Source organism: Levilactobacillus fujinensis (genome assembly GCF_003946335.1).
Lineage (GTDB): Bacteria > Bacillota > Bacilli > Lactobacillales > Lactobacillaceae > Levilactobacillus > Levilactobacillus fujinensis.
In genome coordinates, this window is the sequence record NZ_RHNX01000007.1 from 21,817 (window position 1) to 38,385 (window position 16,569).

General features: G+C 46.3%; 16 protein-coding genes and 1 tRNA gene. 12 read left to right on the forward strand and 5 right to left on the reverse strand.

From position 1 onward, the window contains the following. The first annotated feature begins 110 nt into the window (after window positions 1-110). The 6 genes from EKM89_RS04000 to EKM89_RS04025 all read left to right on the forward strand — a co-directional run bounded on the left by EKM89_RS04000 (window position 111) and on the right by EKM89_RS04025 (window position 4,006). A complete protein-coding gene (locus EKM89_RS04000) occupies window positions 111-1,418 on the forward strand; it encodes a peptidoglycan recognition protein family protein (RefSeq protein WP_125685912.1) in 1,308 nt (435 codons plus the stop codon). A gap of 72 nt (window positions 1,419-1,490) precedes the next feature. Further along, on the forward strand, window positions 1,491-2,030 hold the full coding sequence (locus EKM89_RS04005; protein ID WP_125685914.1) for a dihydrofolate reductase family protein: 540 nt from the start codon (window positions 1,491-1,493) through the stop codon (window positions 2,028-2,030). A 238-nt stretch (window positions 2,031-2,268) separates the two neighbouring features. Next, entirely contained in the window at window positions 2,269-2,610 is a 342-nt protein-coding gene (locus EKM89_RS04010; protein ID WP_125685916.1) for a YisL family protein, read from the forward strand. A gap of 186 nt (window positions 2,611-2,796) precedes the next feature. Continuing rightward, the gene (locus EKM89_RS04015; RefSeq protein WP_125685918.1) at window positions 2,797-3,108 is read left to right on the forward strand and encodes a PadR family transcriptional regulator; all 312 of its coding nucleotides are present in this window, start codon (window positions 2,797-2,799) and stop codon (window positions 3,106-3,108) included. Between the two features lie 11 nt (window positions 3,109-3,119). Beyond that, window positions 3,120-3,746, forward strand: coding sequence for a DUF2812 domain-containing protein (locus tag EKM89_RS04020; RefSeq protein WP_225421807.1), 627 nt, complete (start codon window positions 3,120-3,122; stop codon window positions 3,744-3,746). A 68-nt stretch (window positions 3,747-3,814) separates the two neighbouring features. Then, the gene (locus EKM89_RS04025; protein ID WP_164510497.1) at window positions 3,815-4,006 is read left to right on the forward strand and encodes a hypothetical protein; all 192 of its coding nucleotides are present in this window, start codon (window positions 3,815-3,817) and stop codon (window positions 4,004-4,006) included. Window positions 4,007-4,522: 516 nt separating this feature from the next. Here the strand turns inward: EKM89_RS04025 and EKM89_RS04030 are convergent. The 4 genes from EKM89_RS04030 to EKM89_RS04045 form a co-directional block, all read right to left on the reverse strand. After that, window positions 4,523-5,233 (reverse strand): aspartate/glutamate racemase family protein, encoded by a 711-nt coding sequence (locus tag EKM89_RS04030; protein ID WP_125685924.1) that lies wholly within the window; start codon window positions 5,231-5,233, stop codon window positions 4,523-4,525. Between the two features lie 5 nt (window positions 5,234-5,238). Next, window positions 5,239-6,495, reverse strand: a complete 1,257-nt coding sequence (locus tag EKM89_RS04035; protein ID WP_125685926.1) for a carboxylate--amine ligase — start codon at window positions 6,493-6,495, stop codon at window positions 5,239-5,241. 132 nt (window positions 6,496-6,627) lie between these two features. After that, a complete protein-coding gene (gene asnB / locus EKM89_RS04040) occupies window positions 6,628-8,511 on the reverse strand; it encodes an asparagine synthase (glutamine-hydrolyzing) (RefSeq protein WP_125686087.1) in 1,884 nt (627 codons plus the stop codon). A gap of 148 nt (window positions 8,512-8,659) precedes the next feature. Then, complete coding sequence (locus EKM89_RS04045; RefSeq protein ID WP_125685928.1) at window positions 8,660-9,361, reverse strand: Crp/Fnr family transcriptional regulator; 702 nt, start codon at window positions 9,359-9,361, stop codon at window positions 8,660-8,662. 470 nt (window positions 9,362-9,831) lie between these two features. Between EKM89_RS04045 and EKM89_RS04050 the strand changes: the two genes are divergently transcribed. Beyond that, a complete protein-coding gene (locus EKM89_RS04050) occupies window positions 9,832-11,241 on the forward strand; it encodes a C69 family dipeptidase (RefSeq protein ID WP_125685930.1) in 1,410 nt (469 codons plus the stop codon). Between the two features lie 99 nt (window positions 11,242-11,340). Further along, window positions 11,341-11,577, forward strand: a complete 237-nt coding sequence (locus tag EKM89_RS04055; protein WP_125685932.1) for a hypothetical protein — start codon at window positions 11,341-11,343, stop codon at window positions 11,575-11,577. 142 nt (window positions 11,578-11,719) lie between these two features. Here the strand turns inward: EKM89_RS04055 and EKM89_RS04060 are convergent, their stop codons facing one another. Then, a complete protein-coding gene (locus EKM89_RS04060) occupies window positions 11,720-14,236 on the reverse strand; it encodes an excinuclease ABC subunit UvrA (RefSeq protein WP_125685934.1) in 2,517 nt (838 codons plus the stop codon). 132 nt (window positions 14,237-14,368) lie between these two features. Between EKM89_RS04060 and EKM89_RS04065 the strand changes: the two genes are divergently transcribed. The 4 genes from EKM89_RS04065 to EKM89_RS04080 all read left to right on the forward strand — a co-directional run bounded on the left by EKM89_RS04065 (window position 14,369) and on the right by EKM89_RS04080 (window position 16,537). Next, entirely contained in the window at window positions 14,369-14,869 is a 501-nt protein-coding gene (locus EKM89_RS04065) for a VanZ family protein (protein ID WP_125685936.1), read from the forward strand. Window positions 14,870-14,882: 13 nt separating this feature from the next. Continuing rightward, window positions 14,883-15,176 (forward strand): heavy metal-binding domain-containing protein, encoded by a 294-nt coding sequence (locus EKM89_RS04070; protein ID WP_125685938.1) that lies wholly within the window; start codon window positions 14,883-14,885, stop codon window positions 15,174-15,176. A 52-nt stretch (window positions 15,177-15,228) separates the two neighbouring features. After that, window positions 15,229-15,312, forward strand: a tRNA-Leu gene (locus EKM89_RS04075). 430 nt (window positions 15,313-15,742) lie between these two features. Then, window positions 15,743-16,537: a hypothetical protein gene (locus EKM89_RS04080; protein WP_164510498.1), complete on the forward strand. Its 795-nt coding sequence runs from the start codon at window positions 15,743-15,745 to the stop codon at window positions 16,535-16,537. The last annotated feature ends 32 nt before the right edge of the window (window positions 16,538-16,569 follow it).

A 16,569-nucleotide genomic window follows, 5' to 3' on the forward strand; every position in this document is an offset into this window, starting at 1 on the left:
AAATAATTGTTTTCTTAATCAATACGCAATTTCCGAAAAATACGTTATACTTTAGGCGTTGCGTTATATCGTTATTTATAAGAGTTTGTTACAGGAGGAGAAGATAAATTATGAAGAAATGGCATCGCTGGGCGGTTCGGGGAATCGCCCTATTAGCGGGTAGTATTGGCCTATTCTGGTCAACCAACGCCAGCGCGAATTCAATCAATGACTACATTGCGAGTCAAAATTACGCAACACCACAAATTACCACCAATATTTGGTCTGGTTTCCCTAAGAACAACTATCGTTATGGCAAACCAGAGGGGGTTGTCGTTCACGAAACGGCTAATCCAAATTCAACCATTTATAATGAAATTGCTTATATGAAGAACAATTACCAAAATGCCTTTGTGCACACGTTCGTTGACGCTAACAGCATCATCAACATTGCCAACACCAAGTATCTTTGTTGGGGTGCCGGCCCAATCGCCAATGCCCGCTACGTCCAATTTGAGCAGATTGAAGTCCACTCCAAGGCAGCCTTTGCCTCTGAACTGAACAATGCAGCTTACTACACAGCCTACATTTTAAAGCAATATGGCTTGACTCCTAAGCGCTACACGACGGTGCTTTCTCACCATGACGTCACGAATCTCTTAGGTGGCACCACACATACCGACCCGGATGGCTACTGGACAGCTAATGCTCGCACCTACTTTGGGACGACTTACAACATGAATGATTTCGTGACATTAGTCAAAACGCAATACGCAGCTTTAGGTGGCACGACAACTGATACAACGGACAGTTCAGCATCTAGTTCTAGTTCCAGTTCAAGTAATTCTAGCTCAACCACCAACTCGAATAGTACATCTGATAGCTCCACGGATCACACCACGACCGTTAAGCAGAAGACGGTCAAGTACTACCACGGTGGAAACAATGAAACGGCTACTTTAGCCAGCAACTACACGAACTGGACCGTTTACAACCACATCAAGGGCACGAGTGGTGCTTACAAGATTGGTTGGGGTCGCTTAAGCTCCGATTATCGTGGCGCTAAGGTTTACGTTGACAGTCGCGGCGTTAAAAAAGGCGGTTGGAGTGGTACCTGGTACCGGATTCGATTCAGCAAGAACTCCGGTTACAAGTATTGGGTCTACAGCAAGGCCTTGAATTTTCCAAAGGTTACCTACACTGACACTAACAAGTCATTCACGCTGAATACCAGCAGCAACTTCTCTCTGTACAACCACGTCTTGAATTCGAACTATCTCTCCAAGACTACGGCACACACCAAGGACTTCGCTGCAGGAACTAAGGTTAAGGTCAACAAGCAAGGTTACAAGGCTAGCGATCAGTCAACTTGGTTCCGCTTCACGCTCAACAACAAGTCCTACTGGGTCAAGAGTACCAGTTTGACCGAGGTTGGTTAATCATTAATTTTTTTAAACGAGTTTGGATAAAATGTCCAAACTCGTTTTTTCTACCTAAAGGAGATTACCCCCATGGGAAAAATTCAATTTTACGGTGCAACGTCTTTAGACGGTTACCTCGCTACTAGCGACGACAATATTGACTGGCTGACCACCTTGCCTAATATTCCGGCCGATACCGGACAAACAGTTCTCTCACAGATGACTAGTGCCATCATGGGACGTGTTACCTACGACTACGTGACCAAGCTAGCACCTGATATGCCATTTAACCCGGCAAACCCGGACATGCACAACTATGTGCTGACGCATCAGTCACGGCCAAGTACCCCGACAGTCACCTTCACATCTGTAGGCGTTCTCGCCTTAGCACAACGCCTACAGTCAGGGCCCGGTAATATCTGGGTGGTTGGTGGTCAAACTATCCTCACCCCACTTTTAGCGGCCAATCTCATCGATGACCTCTACCTTCAGATTGCGCCGATCATGCTTGGAAGTGGTAAACGGCTCTTTGGCGAACTCGCCGCCCCACGCCAATTCGAATTGGCAGTGGCCCACACCATCGGTCCCCTCGCCGAGCTGATTTATCACAAGATCCAACCTAAAGCTTGAAAGCTATAAGCCACCCATTATCAGTGTTGTCGCAACATTACTGAGCTTAAAAGCAAGTCATTATCTGACTGAAAAAGACACGGACGTCACTTCTTAGTTTCAATTTTGCCATTGCCAATCACGCCCTGTGCCGTCGATTCAGGCTATCAATAATGATCCCCTCACTGCTCAAATTAATACCTTGTCACCACTGAGTATGGTAGGCTAAGGACATTACGTTAGAAAAGGAGCGGTTAGTATGTGGTTAGCCCTGCATTTCTGGACCTGGATCGTGTTGGCCGTTTTGGTCATTGGCGGTTTGACTCGTCATTCCGAGAAACGGGCAACACAATTTTTGATTCTTGCCCGCATCGCTTATTTGGTCATGATTATTAGTGGGGTCGTACTCAGCATCCGTACGTTCAGCCATGCCCCGCTACTAATCAGCCTGAAATTTTTACTAGGGATTGGGACGATTGCCTTAATTGAAATTGGCTTTGGTCGTAAAATGGAACGATCAACGTCACATCTTATCTACTGGATTCTAGGAATCGTCGCCCTAATTACCGTGGGACTAGGATTAACACTGGCCTTTCGCTAGTAACTGTGACTAAGAGAGCTGTGTGCTACTTACAGCTCTTTTTGTGTGCGTTCCCAAATTGTCGAGACTTCGGTTGCGAGATAATCGCTGGCAAGTGGCACTTGTAAAATCACAAGTATACAGTTAGACCGTGTATAGTAAAACTGTATAAAGCTAAGCTGTATGAAAAGGAGTCCAAAGAAGACTATGGCACGAGACAAAAATTTGCCGCTAACAGAGACCACTTACTATGTTCTGTTAGTGCTTACCCGACCGCTTCACGGTTATGCGGCCATTCAGGAGATTGCGCGTATTAGCCAGGATACAGTCAAGGTGGCCGCGGGGACGATGTATGGGGCTACCGAAAATCTATTGAAACTGAAATGGATCAAGGAGGTTCCTAGCACCGATAAGCGACGACGCGTCTATCAGATTACCATGGCAGGACAGAAAATTTTAACATTGGAGACGGCACGATTGCGTCAATTGGGGGCACTGGCCGCAGAGTTTGGCTATTAAGGGAGAGGTAAATGATGAAAAAGTTCAAGCTATTTTTGGACCTTAACACTGAAGAAGATTGGATCAATGGCGTTCAAGCAGGTGGCCACCGGTTGACGGGGGTGAACCCCTTTCTTCACCGCTATACATTTCAAAGATTGGCATCAGCAGAAGACTTTAACCCATATACACGATTGGATTTTCGAGATCGTGGCCTGAGTCGACAGCACTATCAGGATTACCAACAACTTTTTAACGATAGCGGGTGGCGTTTGGTCACGGGAAGTCGGCATGGTGGCATTCAATACTTTCAGCAGATGAGCCCGGCATCGGGTCACGATATTTTCTCGGATGATCGTTCTAAACAGAGAAGTCGCAACCGGGATAGTAGGTGTGCTTATGTCAACGGTGCCTTCTTCTTGTCATATTTTTATTTTTTTATGCATTCCAGTAGCATCAACCTTTTAGATCCTAGGAGCTGGTATCTGACTGAAGGGCTGTGGCATATGCAGGGGGAATGGTTCTGGAAAGCATTTGCGTTTGAAACCCCGTTTGTCCTATTGCGAATGATTCCGGCCTTCTTATTTTTGATTCTGGGCATTTATTATTTTAGTCGAGTGATTCATAATGGCGACGGCGTGTGGCGTAAGGGAGAATAACAAAAAAGCGATCGCACTGCAGGCGCAGCGGATCGCTAAGATCAAATCGAATTTAGGCTTAAATGTCGTTGATGACTAAGGTCCCACATAAGGACGCAGAATCGATAAATAAAGCGCTATTGACCATGTTTCGTAGCGTTCCTAAAGAGGTCGTCCTTTCAATCACGCTAGACCATGGCGCGGAATTCTTACAACTCGCAGACATTCGTGATGACCTGAATGTGACCATCTATTGGCCTGACCCGTATTCGCCAGAATAGCAAGGCACTAATGAAAATACTAATGGCTTAATCCGTGAATATTTCCCCAAAGGACAGCGTCTTAGTACTCAGACAATAGTAGAGGTTGAACAATGTCAGAAACAGTTAAATCGCCGTCCGAAAAGGATCTTAAGCTACCGTACCCCTGAAGAAACTTTATTTGATAAAGTGTTGCGCTTGGTTTGACAATTCGTCACCTATGTCAGCAAAAATTTTTAACCATTAGTGTCTATTCCACAGGTCATCTCTCAAGTCACTAGTAGTGTTGAGCCTTGGATAGGATCCGACAAAATAGTCTGAATGACATGGCGTAACGACCAGCATGATAGAAATTCATCAGGAAAAGTCCCTGAGACTCAGGAAAGCGTACCCAAATCAAAGAGGCTGCGACAAAAGTCACAGCCTCTTTGATATCTCTGAATTTATATAGCTGAAACGTGCACCCAAAGGTAGCCAGTTCCGCCTAACACTCGCCAGCCAAGCACCTTTTGTCACGCACTTTTTTTCAAGTATCGCTTATTCCTGACGCATCTTAGTAGCCAGTTCGATGGTCCGGTCGACCAAGATGGATTGCCCATCTGCTAACGACAGCTCGGTTTCGGGTTCGCGCTCCTGAGCCAACGACAATTCCGTACAGCCCAAGATGACAACCTCTGCTCCCTGTTCCGTTACCATCTGCTGAAGAATGCGGTGGTACAGTTCCGCATCCACCTCATTTTGCTCCTTGATGTGCGTGTAGATTAGCTCCATGGTCTCGTCTTCAATGGCATCAGTTGGCAATACTGGCGTCAACCCAGCCGCTTTCAACTCTTGTTCATAAATCTGGTCCTCGATGGTTCCCCGTGTTCCTGTAATGCCAATCCGTTTGGCATTCGGATATTTGCGAGTAATCTCCTTCACTGTCTCACGGGGCATGTGAAGTATTGGAACATCGGTTGCAGCCTGCAATTCGTCGTAAAAATAATGCGCCGTATTACAAGGCAGCGTGAAGAACTCTGGGCCCAGCTTACTCTGCTGTTGGATGTCCTCGAGCAGGTCAGGAAGTGGATTGGGCTGACTATGATCGAAAATATAAGTCGTCCGGTCCGGTACCGTCGCGTGGTTGACCAAAATATAATTCAAGTAATCCTGATCAGCATGAGCTGGCGTCCGTAAGTTAAGTTGATGTAAATAACTTTCGGTGGCCATGGTCCCCATGCCGCCAATGATCGTAAAGAATTTTTGCATGGTAATTACCCCTTGTTTTCTGCGAAGTACTTTTTAAAGTTTACTGTATAGTTGTGTTGCATCCACTGGAGCAGCGCCCACCGTTTCAGGTTCATATCCTGATCATAGTGGTAAGTCGTTCCAAATTTTCCAGCAGTAATCAGTTTCAACGCACGATCCTTATCCGCATTTTCACGCGTATACTGCTTGAATACCTTGACTGGCACACCTAACCATAGCGCGTGCTTGCTTTCGTCTTGGTTGCCATAAACGGTTGGCGCATCGCTTAGTGTCCCCTTGACGTAGTCTTTTACGACCCAGTCAGCCAGATTGTACCCATTTAGTGTCACGAAAAAGCTACTCCGGCCTTGACGCAGGTTGATTTCAAACAACTTAAACGTCTTATCGCGAACATCGTACTTCATATCAAAGTTCGCATAACCCGTAAAGTCGATGGCTTCCAGAAATTTTTGGATATTGTGATAAATCGTTTCGTTATATTCCGGAATGATTGCCACGTAATTACCAATTGCGGATGGTGCTGGGTCTTCCAGCAAGGGATGACCTAAGCACATCATTTTAACGTGATGGTTCTGGTCAACGTAGGCGTTCACGACCCGCATGTTACTGTCATCCCCAGGCACAAAGTCCTGTAAGATGAGGTCCGATGTGTAACCATTCGCATAAGCCTTACCCACGATATCTTTGAATTCGGCCTCAGATTGAATCCGGAAGGCCTTTTTACGCCCCTCAAAATGAACGTCAAGCCATTCAACACTGTTGGCTGGCTTCAACGCCACTGGATAATCAAATGGTTGTTCAACGGGTTGTTCACCGGTGGCCTCGGCCTTCGTAATGATTCGCGTTGCGGGGTAAGGCAGACCATATTGGTCACAAACCTTGTAGAAGTTTTCCTTGTTGTTCAGGTGCCGTAACTTATCGTAATCCACGTATGGACAAATGAAGACATCCTCCAGTTCATCCTTATGCTTACTGATCAGCTGCGCGTAACCATCCCCACACCCAATCAAGATGACGGGTTCTGGATGATCCGCATACCGCGCTTTCAACTTACGCATGGTCTCAATCCAAACAGGATCTTCGTCAAACCCTGGGATCAATTCCAAGTTAACAATTTTCGTGTAACGAGTCGGTGCCAGTTGAATACTAGCAAAGGCCTGAACGGGTTCATGGTACATGTCATAAAATGACCGGGCCATCCCGTAAACGTTAAAGTCACTCCCCAATAAAATAGGCGTGAATTTTACTCCATTGGTTTCCATAACAGCTTAAAGTCCCTTCACAACGTTCTTAAATTCTTTAAAACTAAGTAAACACAATCAAGGTTGTTAGCGGACGAGTCCAATAGCAACCTTGATCGTTATCGGCCAGCTAAAGCGCTATGCCGTTTTTAATTAAATTTGGGTGCGGTGAACCAGATCAACCGTCTTAGCCGTCGTGTCTTCTGGGAAGAAAACTTCATACCACAAGATAAACGTATAGATGGTAAAAATCTTTTGCATGCTGGATTTTCCGTTGATGTGTTCGTGAAGAATATCCATCAGGGCATCCGTGTTAAAGAACTTGTGGGCCACGTCGGAGTTAAACGCTTCGATAATCCGTGACTTGTAAGGTTCCGTCTTGATCCAGGTTGCTATTGGGGATGGGAAACCCATCTTTTCCTTCTTCGCAACTCGTTCTGGCAATTCAGCCTCAGCAGCAGCTCGCAGAGATACCTTGGTCTCATCGGTATGAATCCGTGTCTTAACCGGCATAGTCGCGGCAAACTTTGCAACTTCCTTGTCGACTAATGGCGTCCGGACTTCCAGCGAGTTTGCCATACTCATCCGGTCGGCCTTATGCAAAATGTCATAAGGTAACCAGGTGTTGATGTCAAAGTACTGCATCTGCGTCATTTCATCTAAGCCTTTAACGTCATCAAACAAGTGCTTCGTGTAGGCCCCAGCATCTTGGTTGAGCTTTGGGTTCTTCAAGATCTTATTCCGGTCGTGGTAGTCAAACACATAGTTGACCCGGTAGTAGCGTTCACTCAGTGGCTGTGCACCCCGAACCAAGAACCGTCGACCATGGAAGCGAGGGAACTTTTCAGCAATTGCGCCTAACATCTTCCGGATACCACCTGGAACCCACTTTTGGTAACGTTCAAATGGAATGGCTTCAAGGTAGGTATTGTATCCACCGAAGAATTCATCGGCACCCTCACCAGACAATGCTACCTTAACGGCTTCACGTGTCCCCTTTGAGAGGTAGTAGAGCTGCATGGCTGAAGGGTTAGATAACGGCTCATCCATGTAATACATAATAGTTGGTAAGATATCAAAGTAATCGTCACCCGTCATGTAAAGTGGCGTATTTTTCTGTTTGATTTCCTTGGCAAATTCCGTGGACCAGCTCAACTCACTATACTTGGAGTTTTTGAACCCTAAGGAGAAAGATTGAATTGGCTGGAGCTTGGACGCTTCATTGAGCACGTAGGAGGAGTCGATTCCACTAGATAGGAAGCTACCCACTTCAACATCGGCAATCATATGCGTCTTAACAGATTCATCAACGATACCGCGAATCTTCTTAGCGTCTTCTTCGACCGTTTGACTATTATCGATGTGGTCATAGTTGAACTTGAAGTACCGGTGCGTTTCAGTTTCTCCATTGGCGTGATGAATGAAGTACTGGCCAGGTAATACCTTGTAAACATTCTTGAACATGGTTTCGCGGGAAGGAATAAATTCAAAACTCAAATGAATGGGTAAAAGTTCTTCGTTGAATTCCTTCTTAAAATTAGGATGTTCCAGGAACGCTTTAATTTCGGAAGCCCAAAGGAAAGTCTTGCCGTCATCGTAGTAATACATTGGCTTAATCCCAAAGTGGTCACGCGCACCAAAGACTTCGTTCTTCGTCTTGTCATAAATGGCAAAGGCATACATCCCTCGGAGTCGATCCAACAGTTTTGGTCCCCAGGCATCATACCCGTGAATCAGAACTTCTGAGTCCACATCCGTCCTGAATTCATAGCCTAACTTCTGCAAATCGGCCCGGATTTCTTGGTAGTTATAAATTTCACCGTTAAAGGTCAAAACCTTTGTTTGATCACGGTTATACATTGGTTGCTTCCCGTGGGCTAAATCAATAATCGATAACCGGCGGAACCCCATTACAGCCTGTTCATCGTGGAAGTAAGCCTCGTCATCTGGCCCCCGGTGTTTGATCCGATCTGCCATATCATTGATTGTACTGGTCGGAACATCTTTTTGATTCACATAGCCAACGAATCCACACATGTGCGTATCCCCTTTTTCTTGTTTAGTCTTTAATCTAATTTGATCGTTCATTAAGATTTAAATGAAACACAACACCCATTATTTTAGCAAATTTATTTCGGGAATACCATATTATTAAGGATTCTTAACGAGATAGCTGTCAATGCCCTCATTCCGGAGCCAATTCGGCAAGTTTAGCAACGTTAATCACCTTAACTTGCCGGCGACCAACCGTCTCTAAGACCCCTTTGGTACTCAATTGTTTCAGTTTTCGACTAAGCGATTCCGGGGTCATCCCCAGATAGGCTGCCAGGTCTTGTTTACTCATTGGCAGCTCGAACGTTCCAGTCCGATGACCGCTTAATTCCTGTAAGTAGCCGGCCAACCGCGGTAATGCATCCGGAATCGCCAATAACGTGGCTTGTTTCTCGGCTGTCTTGAGTCGCACCGCCAACGCTCCCAATAGGGACAGGGCTAATGGTGGCAAAGACTTGATCAGCGCCGTCAGGGAAGCCCGTGAAATTGTACAAAGTTCGGTCGTGGTCGTGGCTTCGGCGTAGGAGCCATGGATTTCATCGGTAAACAACGCAATTTCGCCAACAAAGTCCCCGGGATTTAAGACCCGCAAGACCTGTTCGTGACCATCATCGGCCAAATGATAAAGGCGTACCTGCCCCTGATTGACAATGTATAACGTTTGGGAAACTTCTCCAGCACTAAACACGGCACCCCCTTTATCCGCATGAATCGGCCGGGTCACCTTAGCAACCGAGGTAATTTGATCATCAGTTAACTGTTGAAAAATTGGTACGCCGGTCACGCATTCCCGTTCGCGTTCTATAGAGTGTTCATGCTGGTGTCCATGTTCCATGACGGCATCTCCTTTTAAATTTATGTTCTTTATACTGCGGCTGCCAGGGTTACTATCTGTTGTGAGGACACTTCGGACTGTGGGCGTAGTTGGTCCCAACTCGCACCATTCCTGACTTTTGCTCAACCATGATGCCTATTGAAAGCCTTGTACTCCCGATAGTTTACTTCCCAATCGACCATAAATTTTATGGCCATCTTTCTAGTCAATAGATATAGGCACAGGGGCGCAACATGCTAGCCACACCTGGCGAGCGGCCCACGACGTTAGCCGCCTACTATTCTAGTCTCCAATTTTCAACGGCCTGAACAGCCTCTATTCTAGTCCCGGTCGCGACCGCCGACAATATCGAATAAGTGCATTGATTAATCCCATTTTAGCAAAGACTGGCCGGAATACGGTAAAAGATGCCTCACTTCACTAAAATGTGCTATAGTGATTTCAATATTATCCTTGAAGGAGGACCTTTCATGTTACGCTTTACGCACCAAGCCTGTACCTCGTTTTTAGCCGGTAAACACGCTACCATCGATGGCAGCACACTCATTGCCCGCAACGAAGATAACTTTGTGGCAATCTGGCCCAAACGGGTAATGGTCCATCCAGCCGATGAATCCCGTGATCTGACCTTTATCTCTAAAAAAAATCATTTCACGACGACCCTACCGGAACACGCCGTCCACTACACGGCGATGCCCGATACCAATCCCGATGAAGGCCATTATGAAGAAAGTGGGATCAATGCCCACAATGTCGCTATGAGTGCCACCGAGAGTGCCTATACCAATAGTTTAGTCTTGGGAGTCGATCCGTTAGTTGCCACTGGCATCGCCGAAGACGCCATGCTCACGGTGATTCTCCCTTACATTGACTCCGCTCGCGCTGGCATACAACGTCTAGGTCAGCTGGTCACCACTGCCGGAGCCGCCGAAACGAACGGTGTCCTGTTTAGCGACACCGATGAGGTCTGGTACATGGAAATCGTTAGCGGTCATCATTGGGTCGCCCAACGCATCCCAGACGATGCTTACGCCGTGGTTGCTAACCAACTAGCCATTGAGGATATTGACTTTGATGACCCGAAAAACTTCATGGCCTCTGCCAATATTCAGCATTTTGTCCAGGCTCATCGGTTGAATCCAGATGGCAATCGCTTCAACTCTCGTCATATCTTTGGCACGCACACGGCGGATGACGCACATTACAACACACCTCGTGTCTGGTACGGACACAAGTTATTCACACCAAGTGCCTTCGAGGAACCAACTAGTATGGCGTTACCTTTCATTCGGCACGCCGAGCAAAAAATCAGTGTGCCGCAAGTCGAAGCCTTTCTCGGATCACACTACCAAGAAACACCGTTTGATCCCTTAGGCAACGGCACTGAACAGGAACGCCATCAATTCCGTGCGGTTGGTCTTTCGCGGACACAAAATTCACATATTTTACAACTCAGAAGAGATGTCGTTCCCGCTTTAGCTGGCGTCATCTGGCAAGCGCTTGGTAATCCGGCCTTCAGCCCCTACCTCCCCGTCTACGCAGCTGGTAATCAACTCGATGCGACATTTGCAGGGGACAATACGGATTACAACGGTCAAAACCCTTATTGGGCGGCCAAATTACTCAACATTTTGAGTGAAGACCACTACCGACAGAATCGGAAACTACGTGACAGCTTCTTGACTACCATGCAATCCTGGGGTATCCAACGCTTAACCAGTGGCGATGTAATTTCTGCGCCAGATGAAATGAGTCTAGGCGTCCTCAACGCAGAAACCGCTCAGTTATTTAACACCGCAATTCAAGAACAGATCGGCAAGTTGGTTCAGGCCAACGCGGACCTCTCAGCACTCTCTTTTACCATGGATGATAATCTCTAATCTCCAGATTACGTGGCCGTCCCAATCGTATATTGGTATCGTTTTCAGAGCAATTGCGCTATAATGAAATTAGCAACTAGCCCTGAAAGGAATGATTACATGGATGAAGTTGTACTTTTCAACCCTGGTGATTCAATTGGTAACTTTCACGATTATCATGAAGCCGTTCAAACGGCGCAAATTTATCAAGAACGGCACGATCAATCCGGTCACGTGCTGGTCGTTAAAAGCGATCGTGGCGAGCCGTCATTCGATATCTTCTTAGCGGAACAACAACTGAGTGATAAGACGGAACCATCCACCACCAAACGCTATACCGTCTCAAAAAAATTGTAAACGAATTAAAGCGCACCGTCGATTTAACCTCGACGATGCGCTTTTTGATTGGCTTAAGTTGATTAACGCCGGTTCACCCCATATCTGCCGACCGATAAACCGCAGAACGCGCTAAAGTTGCCAATTTTCGCCAGTAATTTAGTTATTTTTGAAATAGTTTCAGTTGGTCTCGTAGGTATTTACCGGTAACACTAGCTGAATTTTCGCTGACTTCAACGGGTGTTCCCGTAGCAACTAGTTGACCACCGTCGATGCCACCACCCGGACCCATGTCGATAACGTAATCGGCATTGGCGATCAAGTCGAGATCATGTTCGATAGCAATGACTGTCGCCCCCTGCTGTAAGAGCTGGTCGAAAACTTTGACCAACTGCTGGATATCCAGGGGATGTAGGCCGACTGTAGGTTCATCGAAAATAAATAACGTACCGGTCTGGCGCTTACCAATCCGTGACACTAGTTTCAACCGCTGGGCTTCACCACCAGACAAGGCCGGTGTACTTTCCCCTAGCAGGAGGTATCCCAGGCCCATATCATGGAGCGTTTGCAACGTTTGTGTGATTCCCGTTTCGTCGGTAAAGACTTTGAGCGCCTCATCGACGGACAATGCCAAAATATCTGCGATGCTATAACCTTCCCATTTAACGGTCAGCGTTTCCTGATTGTAACGTTCCCCATGACACTGAGGGCAAACTTCCGTGATATCCGGCAAATACTGGACGTCCAGCGAGATTTGCCCAGTCCCATTACACATTGGGCAGGCCCCCGCCTTCACATTGTAAGAGAAACGACTGTTTGTGTAACCCAGCTTCTGAGCTTCAGGGGTCGCCGCAAATAACTTCCGCAGACGATCTAGAATGTCCGTATACGTCGCAACGGTCGACCGAACATTTTTTCCGACCGGAACGGAATCGACCTTAACGATGTGCCGAACTCCGGCACGGTCCAGCCGTGTGACGTGTTGCGGCAAAGCTCGGTGGTCAACGTCCGCTTCAATTGCAGGAATCAAACTGTCCAAGACCAGCGTCGTTTTACCAGCCCCACTCATCCCCGTTACCGTGGTCAATCGATTCTTTGGGAATTTAACGGCAACATCGTCAATATTGAAACGGTGCTGGACCTCAATGTCTAGGCTCCCCTTTTGCCAGAGCGCTTTAGGCGCTAGTTGTGGCCGTTCCCGTAGCTGCGCGGTCCCATTTAGAAATGGTGCAATTAGGGAGTGGGGGCTGGCCGCAATGGTCGCGACAGCGCCTTCATCGACCACCGTTCCACCAGTCTTTCCGGCGCCCGGACCAATTTCAATGACATAATCGGCAGCACTAATGATTCGCGTATCGTGATCGACTACCACTACGGAGTTTCCTTGAGCAACTAACCCGTGGAACGCCTTGATCAGTCCGGTCACATTGGCTGGATGCAGGCCTACCGATGGCTCGTCCAATACGTATAAAACACCAGTCGTGGCACTGCGCAGCGTACGTCCTAACTGAATGCGTTGGAGTTCGCCAGTTGATAACGTGGCCCCCGGCCGGCTTAATGTCAGGTAGTCTAAACCGAGATCGACCATGGGCTGTAAACTCAACAACAGTTCGTCGACCAAACTCTGGCCCAACTGCTGCATGTTCGCTGGCAACCAGTCAACAATGGTTCCGGCAAACTCCCGTAACTCATTGATGGGCAAATCACAAACTTCTGCAATGTTCTTTCCGTTAAGCCTTTGCTTAAGTAGATTGGGATTCAACCGCGTCCCATGACAAGTGGGACAGGTATCAAATGTATAGAATTTATTGAGCTTCGCAATCGTCCGCTCATTTTTCGTGGTCGCCATACTGTCTTCCACAGCCGCAAAGGCATTTTCATAAACAGCTTTATCCATATGAAAAATTTTGCCCTTACTACTAGGAATATCCAACGAAACAAACTGTTTTTTACCATGCAGAACCCGTTGCTTATCTGGTTCACTTAGATCTTTATAGGGCACATCGGTTGGAATTCCAATGGCATTGGCCACGGTTGGCATAAAGTTCCGACCAGGCAAATGCCAAGACGCCACCGCCCCCTCCGCCAACGTCTGATCTTCATTTCCGATGATTAAGGATGCATCTAGTTGCCGCACCTCACCAAGACCGCCACACGTCGGGCAGGCACCATCCGAATTAAAAGCAAAGCTCTCCGCTCCCGGCGCCCTAAAGGTCACGCCACAGGTCGGACAAGTCACGTAACCATCATTTTCGGCCACATCTAATGTTGGTGGCACTTGGTGGCCGTTGGGACAAACTGGCGAGCCCAGCCGCGAGAAAACAAGCCGCAAAATATTGAGGCTCTCAGACATGGTCCCCACTGTTGACCGAACACCCGGAACCTGTGGCCGTTGGCGCAAAGCTAATGCGGATGGCAGGTACTCTACCGAATCCACGGCAGCTTTCCCCATTTGATTAATTCGTCGTCGGGTAAAGGTTGACAGCGCATTTAGATAGCGCCGTGCCCCCTCAGCATACAGAACACCCATGGCTAGTGATGATTTCCCCGAACCACTGCGTCCGGTGATGGCAACGAACTTATTCAAGGGAATGTCCACGTCCAGATTCTTTAGGTTGTTGACCTTGGCACCCCGAACCTTAATCTTGGTTGGTAATTGTGTCTTTGATTGATTTGGCATGAAAACTAATGGCCCCTTTCACCCAATTTTAAAATGACTGTGTTGCTCTCTAGCTTAACATTTAATCTTGAAAAAGGCATTGCCGGTCCCTTGGAGACTGGGTATACTAGACGTACTAAGGGGGCACACAACATGATACGATGGCTACCTTTTATTCTGGTCAGCCTATTGTGGGCCAGCTTGGGTCTCAAGGACCTGCTGGCTCACCGCTATCGCCGTATTTGGTGGTGGCTGGGGTGCTGGGGGCTCAATGCCCTCACTTGGACCCCTATTACGATTACACTAGGTAATAGCGTTGGTGAGATTTCGTCCTTCGAATGGGCAGGCGGTACTTGGGTGCTGATTCCACTACAACGAGCAAGCATTGACCTATCCTTCTGGGCCAACATTGTGATGACGGTACCCCAAGGGATGCTGCTACAATTCAACTGGTCACAGACTCGTTGGCCCCGCTGGCTGCTTGCAGGCCTCGCAACGGGGTTAACGTTGGAAACGGGTCAAGCAATTTTTAATGCTTGCGTTCACCTCGGACGTTGGGTTGATATCAACGATGTGTTGACCAACTGTCTCGGTGTCATCATTGGGGCAGCCTGCATGTGGGGATTACAACGCCACTTTCGGTGGTTAAATTGAGGAGGAAAGAATAATGTTCATGACAACTGGTGGTCTAAACCGCTCACATGCCATTCAAGGCATCTTGACAGCAACGGCTCACACGATGCTCCGCTCGGAAAAGCCAGATGAGTTTTCCTTATTTGACAGGCTATTCGATGAGGCCAAACAGGATTTGATGAAGCAGGCACAGGAATCCGGTGCCGATGGGTTAATTGAAGTTCGCTTCAATACCGAGGTCGTCCGGATGAACGTTGCACCAAAATTTCTGATTGTTCACGGTTATGGCACGGCAATAAAATTTCCAAATCAAAAAAAATCTGAATAAAGGGGTTCCCATTTATTCAGATTTAGTGTAATATACTATTTGTTGTTGAGTTGCCCCGATGGCGGAACTGGCAGACGCGCAGCGTTCAGGTCGCTGTTTGAGTGATCAAGTACAGGTTCGAATCCTGCTCGGGGCATCAAAATACCAATTAGTTCCTTCTGGAACTGCTTGAAACGCTGAGAAATCAGCGTTTTTTATTTTGTCTAAACGATATAAAACGATTCAAAACGGTATCGAGGGTAACAAAATGGTAACAAATTGGCTGAAAAAAACTGATTTTAACTTTTGTTACCCTCAGAAAAATGGAGGGCACTCAATCCCTCGGTACCACTGGATTATAAGCACCATCGTTTGTTACCCAAAAATCCTAGGCGGGTAAATTACATAATCAATCTGGTATACCTTCAGTTTGTGCAAGATGCGTTTTTTGTTAAATGAAAGTCACTTAGGGGAGGATTTATATTTTAGACAAAAGAAAACATGCTTTTACAAATTTTGAATTCAATAAGAATATGAATAGAGTAATCACAATTCTAACTACTCTATTCATATTTTTATGTATGAGAGTGGCCTATCACTTCGGAGGTCATGAATTATATAAAACTTTATTTTTGGGGCTAGAAATCCCCTCGCTGGGTATGGTTTATCTTGCATTTTCAGGAAATAGATGGTCCCTGAAGCAATTTCAAAAATTCCCCTACTTGTTTACGAATTTAATATTATTGCCATTTGTTGCATGTATCGTTATAAACGCAAGTATTCCAATCCCTGTTGTTTCTAAATTGATTTTCTCTGTTTTTTTTATTATTAAACTGATTGATACAATTTTAATATTTTTCATATCAGACTTACTTAAGGATCACGTAAGATCTTACGCAGTATACAGAGAATTAGCTTGGCTCTGTATGGGTATTATGATGCTTATATGTTTATTTCTAGGATTCTTTGACCCTACAAAATCGATGATATTTTCTATTTTAGTCACATTGATTATTCAATCATTCTCATTAGATTTTTTTGGACTCTGTAAAGCCATGAATCATGGTAATTTGAATGTTGAAAAATATAAAAATACACTATCACCAAAAGAAAAAGATTTCTTCGTCTTGGGTAAATACGCTTCTCTAGTAATATTATTCTTTATCGCGTTATCCGAATTTCTCGTGAAGTCACCACCAATAAATAATCTTATATGTCTAATCCTTGGTTCAAGAACAACGCCAGACGGGCTTATCAATCGGGGTATGCGTGTTTCTTTAGTGATGTTAACGCTTATGCTTCTTTCTATCGGCATATTCTTAATATTCAAATTTTTACCTAAATTTTTTAAAAAGAGAATTTTCAACGGTTTCTTGCCTTAGCAGACAATATACCACAAAAAGCCACCCTACCC

Coding starts and splice junctions, on each gene's coding strand:
- EKM89_RS04015 (WP_125685918.1), top strand. CDS start 2,797: ATGGCACGAGACAAAAATTTGCCGCTAACAGAGACCACTTACTATGTT.
- EKM89_RS04005 (WP_125685914.1), top strand. CDS start 1,491: ATGGGAAAAATTCAATTTTACGGTGCAACGTCTTTAGACGGTTACCTC.
- EKM89_RS04060 (WP_125685934.1), bottom strand. CDS start 14,236: ATGCCAAATCAATCAAAGACACAATTACCAACCAAGATTAAGGTTCGG.
- EKM89_RS04020 (WP_225421807.1), top strand. CDS start 3,120: ATGATGAAAAAGTTCAAGCTATTTTTGGACCTTAACACTGAAGAAGAT.
- EKM89_RS04070 (WP_125685938.1), top strand. CDS start 14,883: ATGTTCATGACAACTGGTGGTCTAAACCGCTCACATGCCATTCAAGGC.
- EKM89_RS04030 (WP_125685924.1), bottom strand. CDS start 5,233: ATGCAAAAATTCTTTACGATCATTGGCGGCATGGGGACCATGGCCACC.
- EKM89_RS04035 (WP_125685926.1), bottom strand. CDS start 6,495: ATGGAAACCAATGGAGTAAAATTCACGCCTATTTTATTGGGGAGTGAC.
- EKM89_RS04065 (WP_125685936.1), top strand. CDS start 14,369: ATGATACGATGGCTACCTTTTATTCTGGTCAGCCTATTGTGGGCCAGC.
- EKM89_RS04045 (WP_125685928.1), bottom strand. CDS start 9,361: ATGGAACATGGACACCAGCATGAACACTCTATAGAACGCGAACGGGAA.
- EKM89_RS04055 (WP_125685932.1), top strand. CDS start 11,341: ATGGATGAAGTTGTACTTTTCAACCCTGGTGATTCAATTGGTAACTTT.
- EKM89_RS04050 (WP_125685930.1), top strand. CDS start 9,832: ATGTTACGCTTTACGCACCAAGCCTGTACCTCGTTTTTAGCCGGTAAA.
- EKM89_RS04000 (WP_125685912.1), top strand. CDS start 111: ATGAAGAAATGGCATCGCTGGGCGGTTCGGGGAATCGCCCTATTAGCG.
- EKM89_RS04010 (WP_125685916.1), top strand. CDS start 2,269: ATGTGGTTAGCCCTGCATTTCTGGACCTGGATCGTGTTGGCCGTTTTG.
- asnB (WP_125686087.1), bottom strand. CDS start 8,511: ATGTGTGGATTCGTTGGCTATGTGAATCAAAAAGATGTTCCGACCAGT.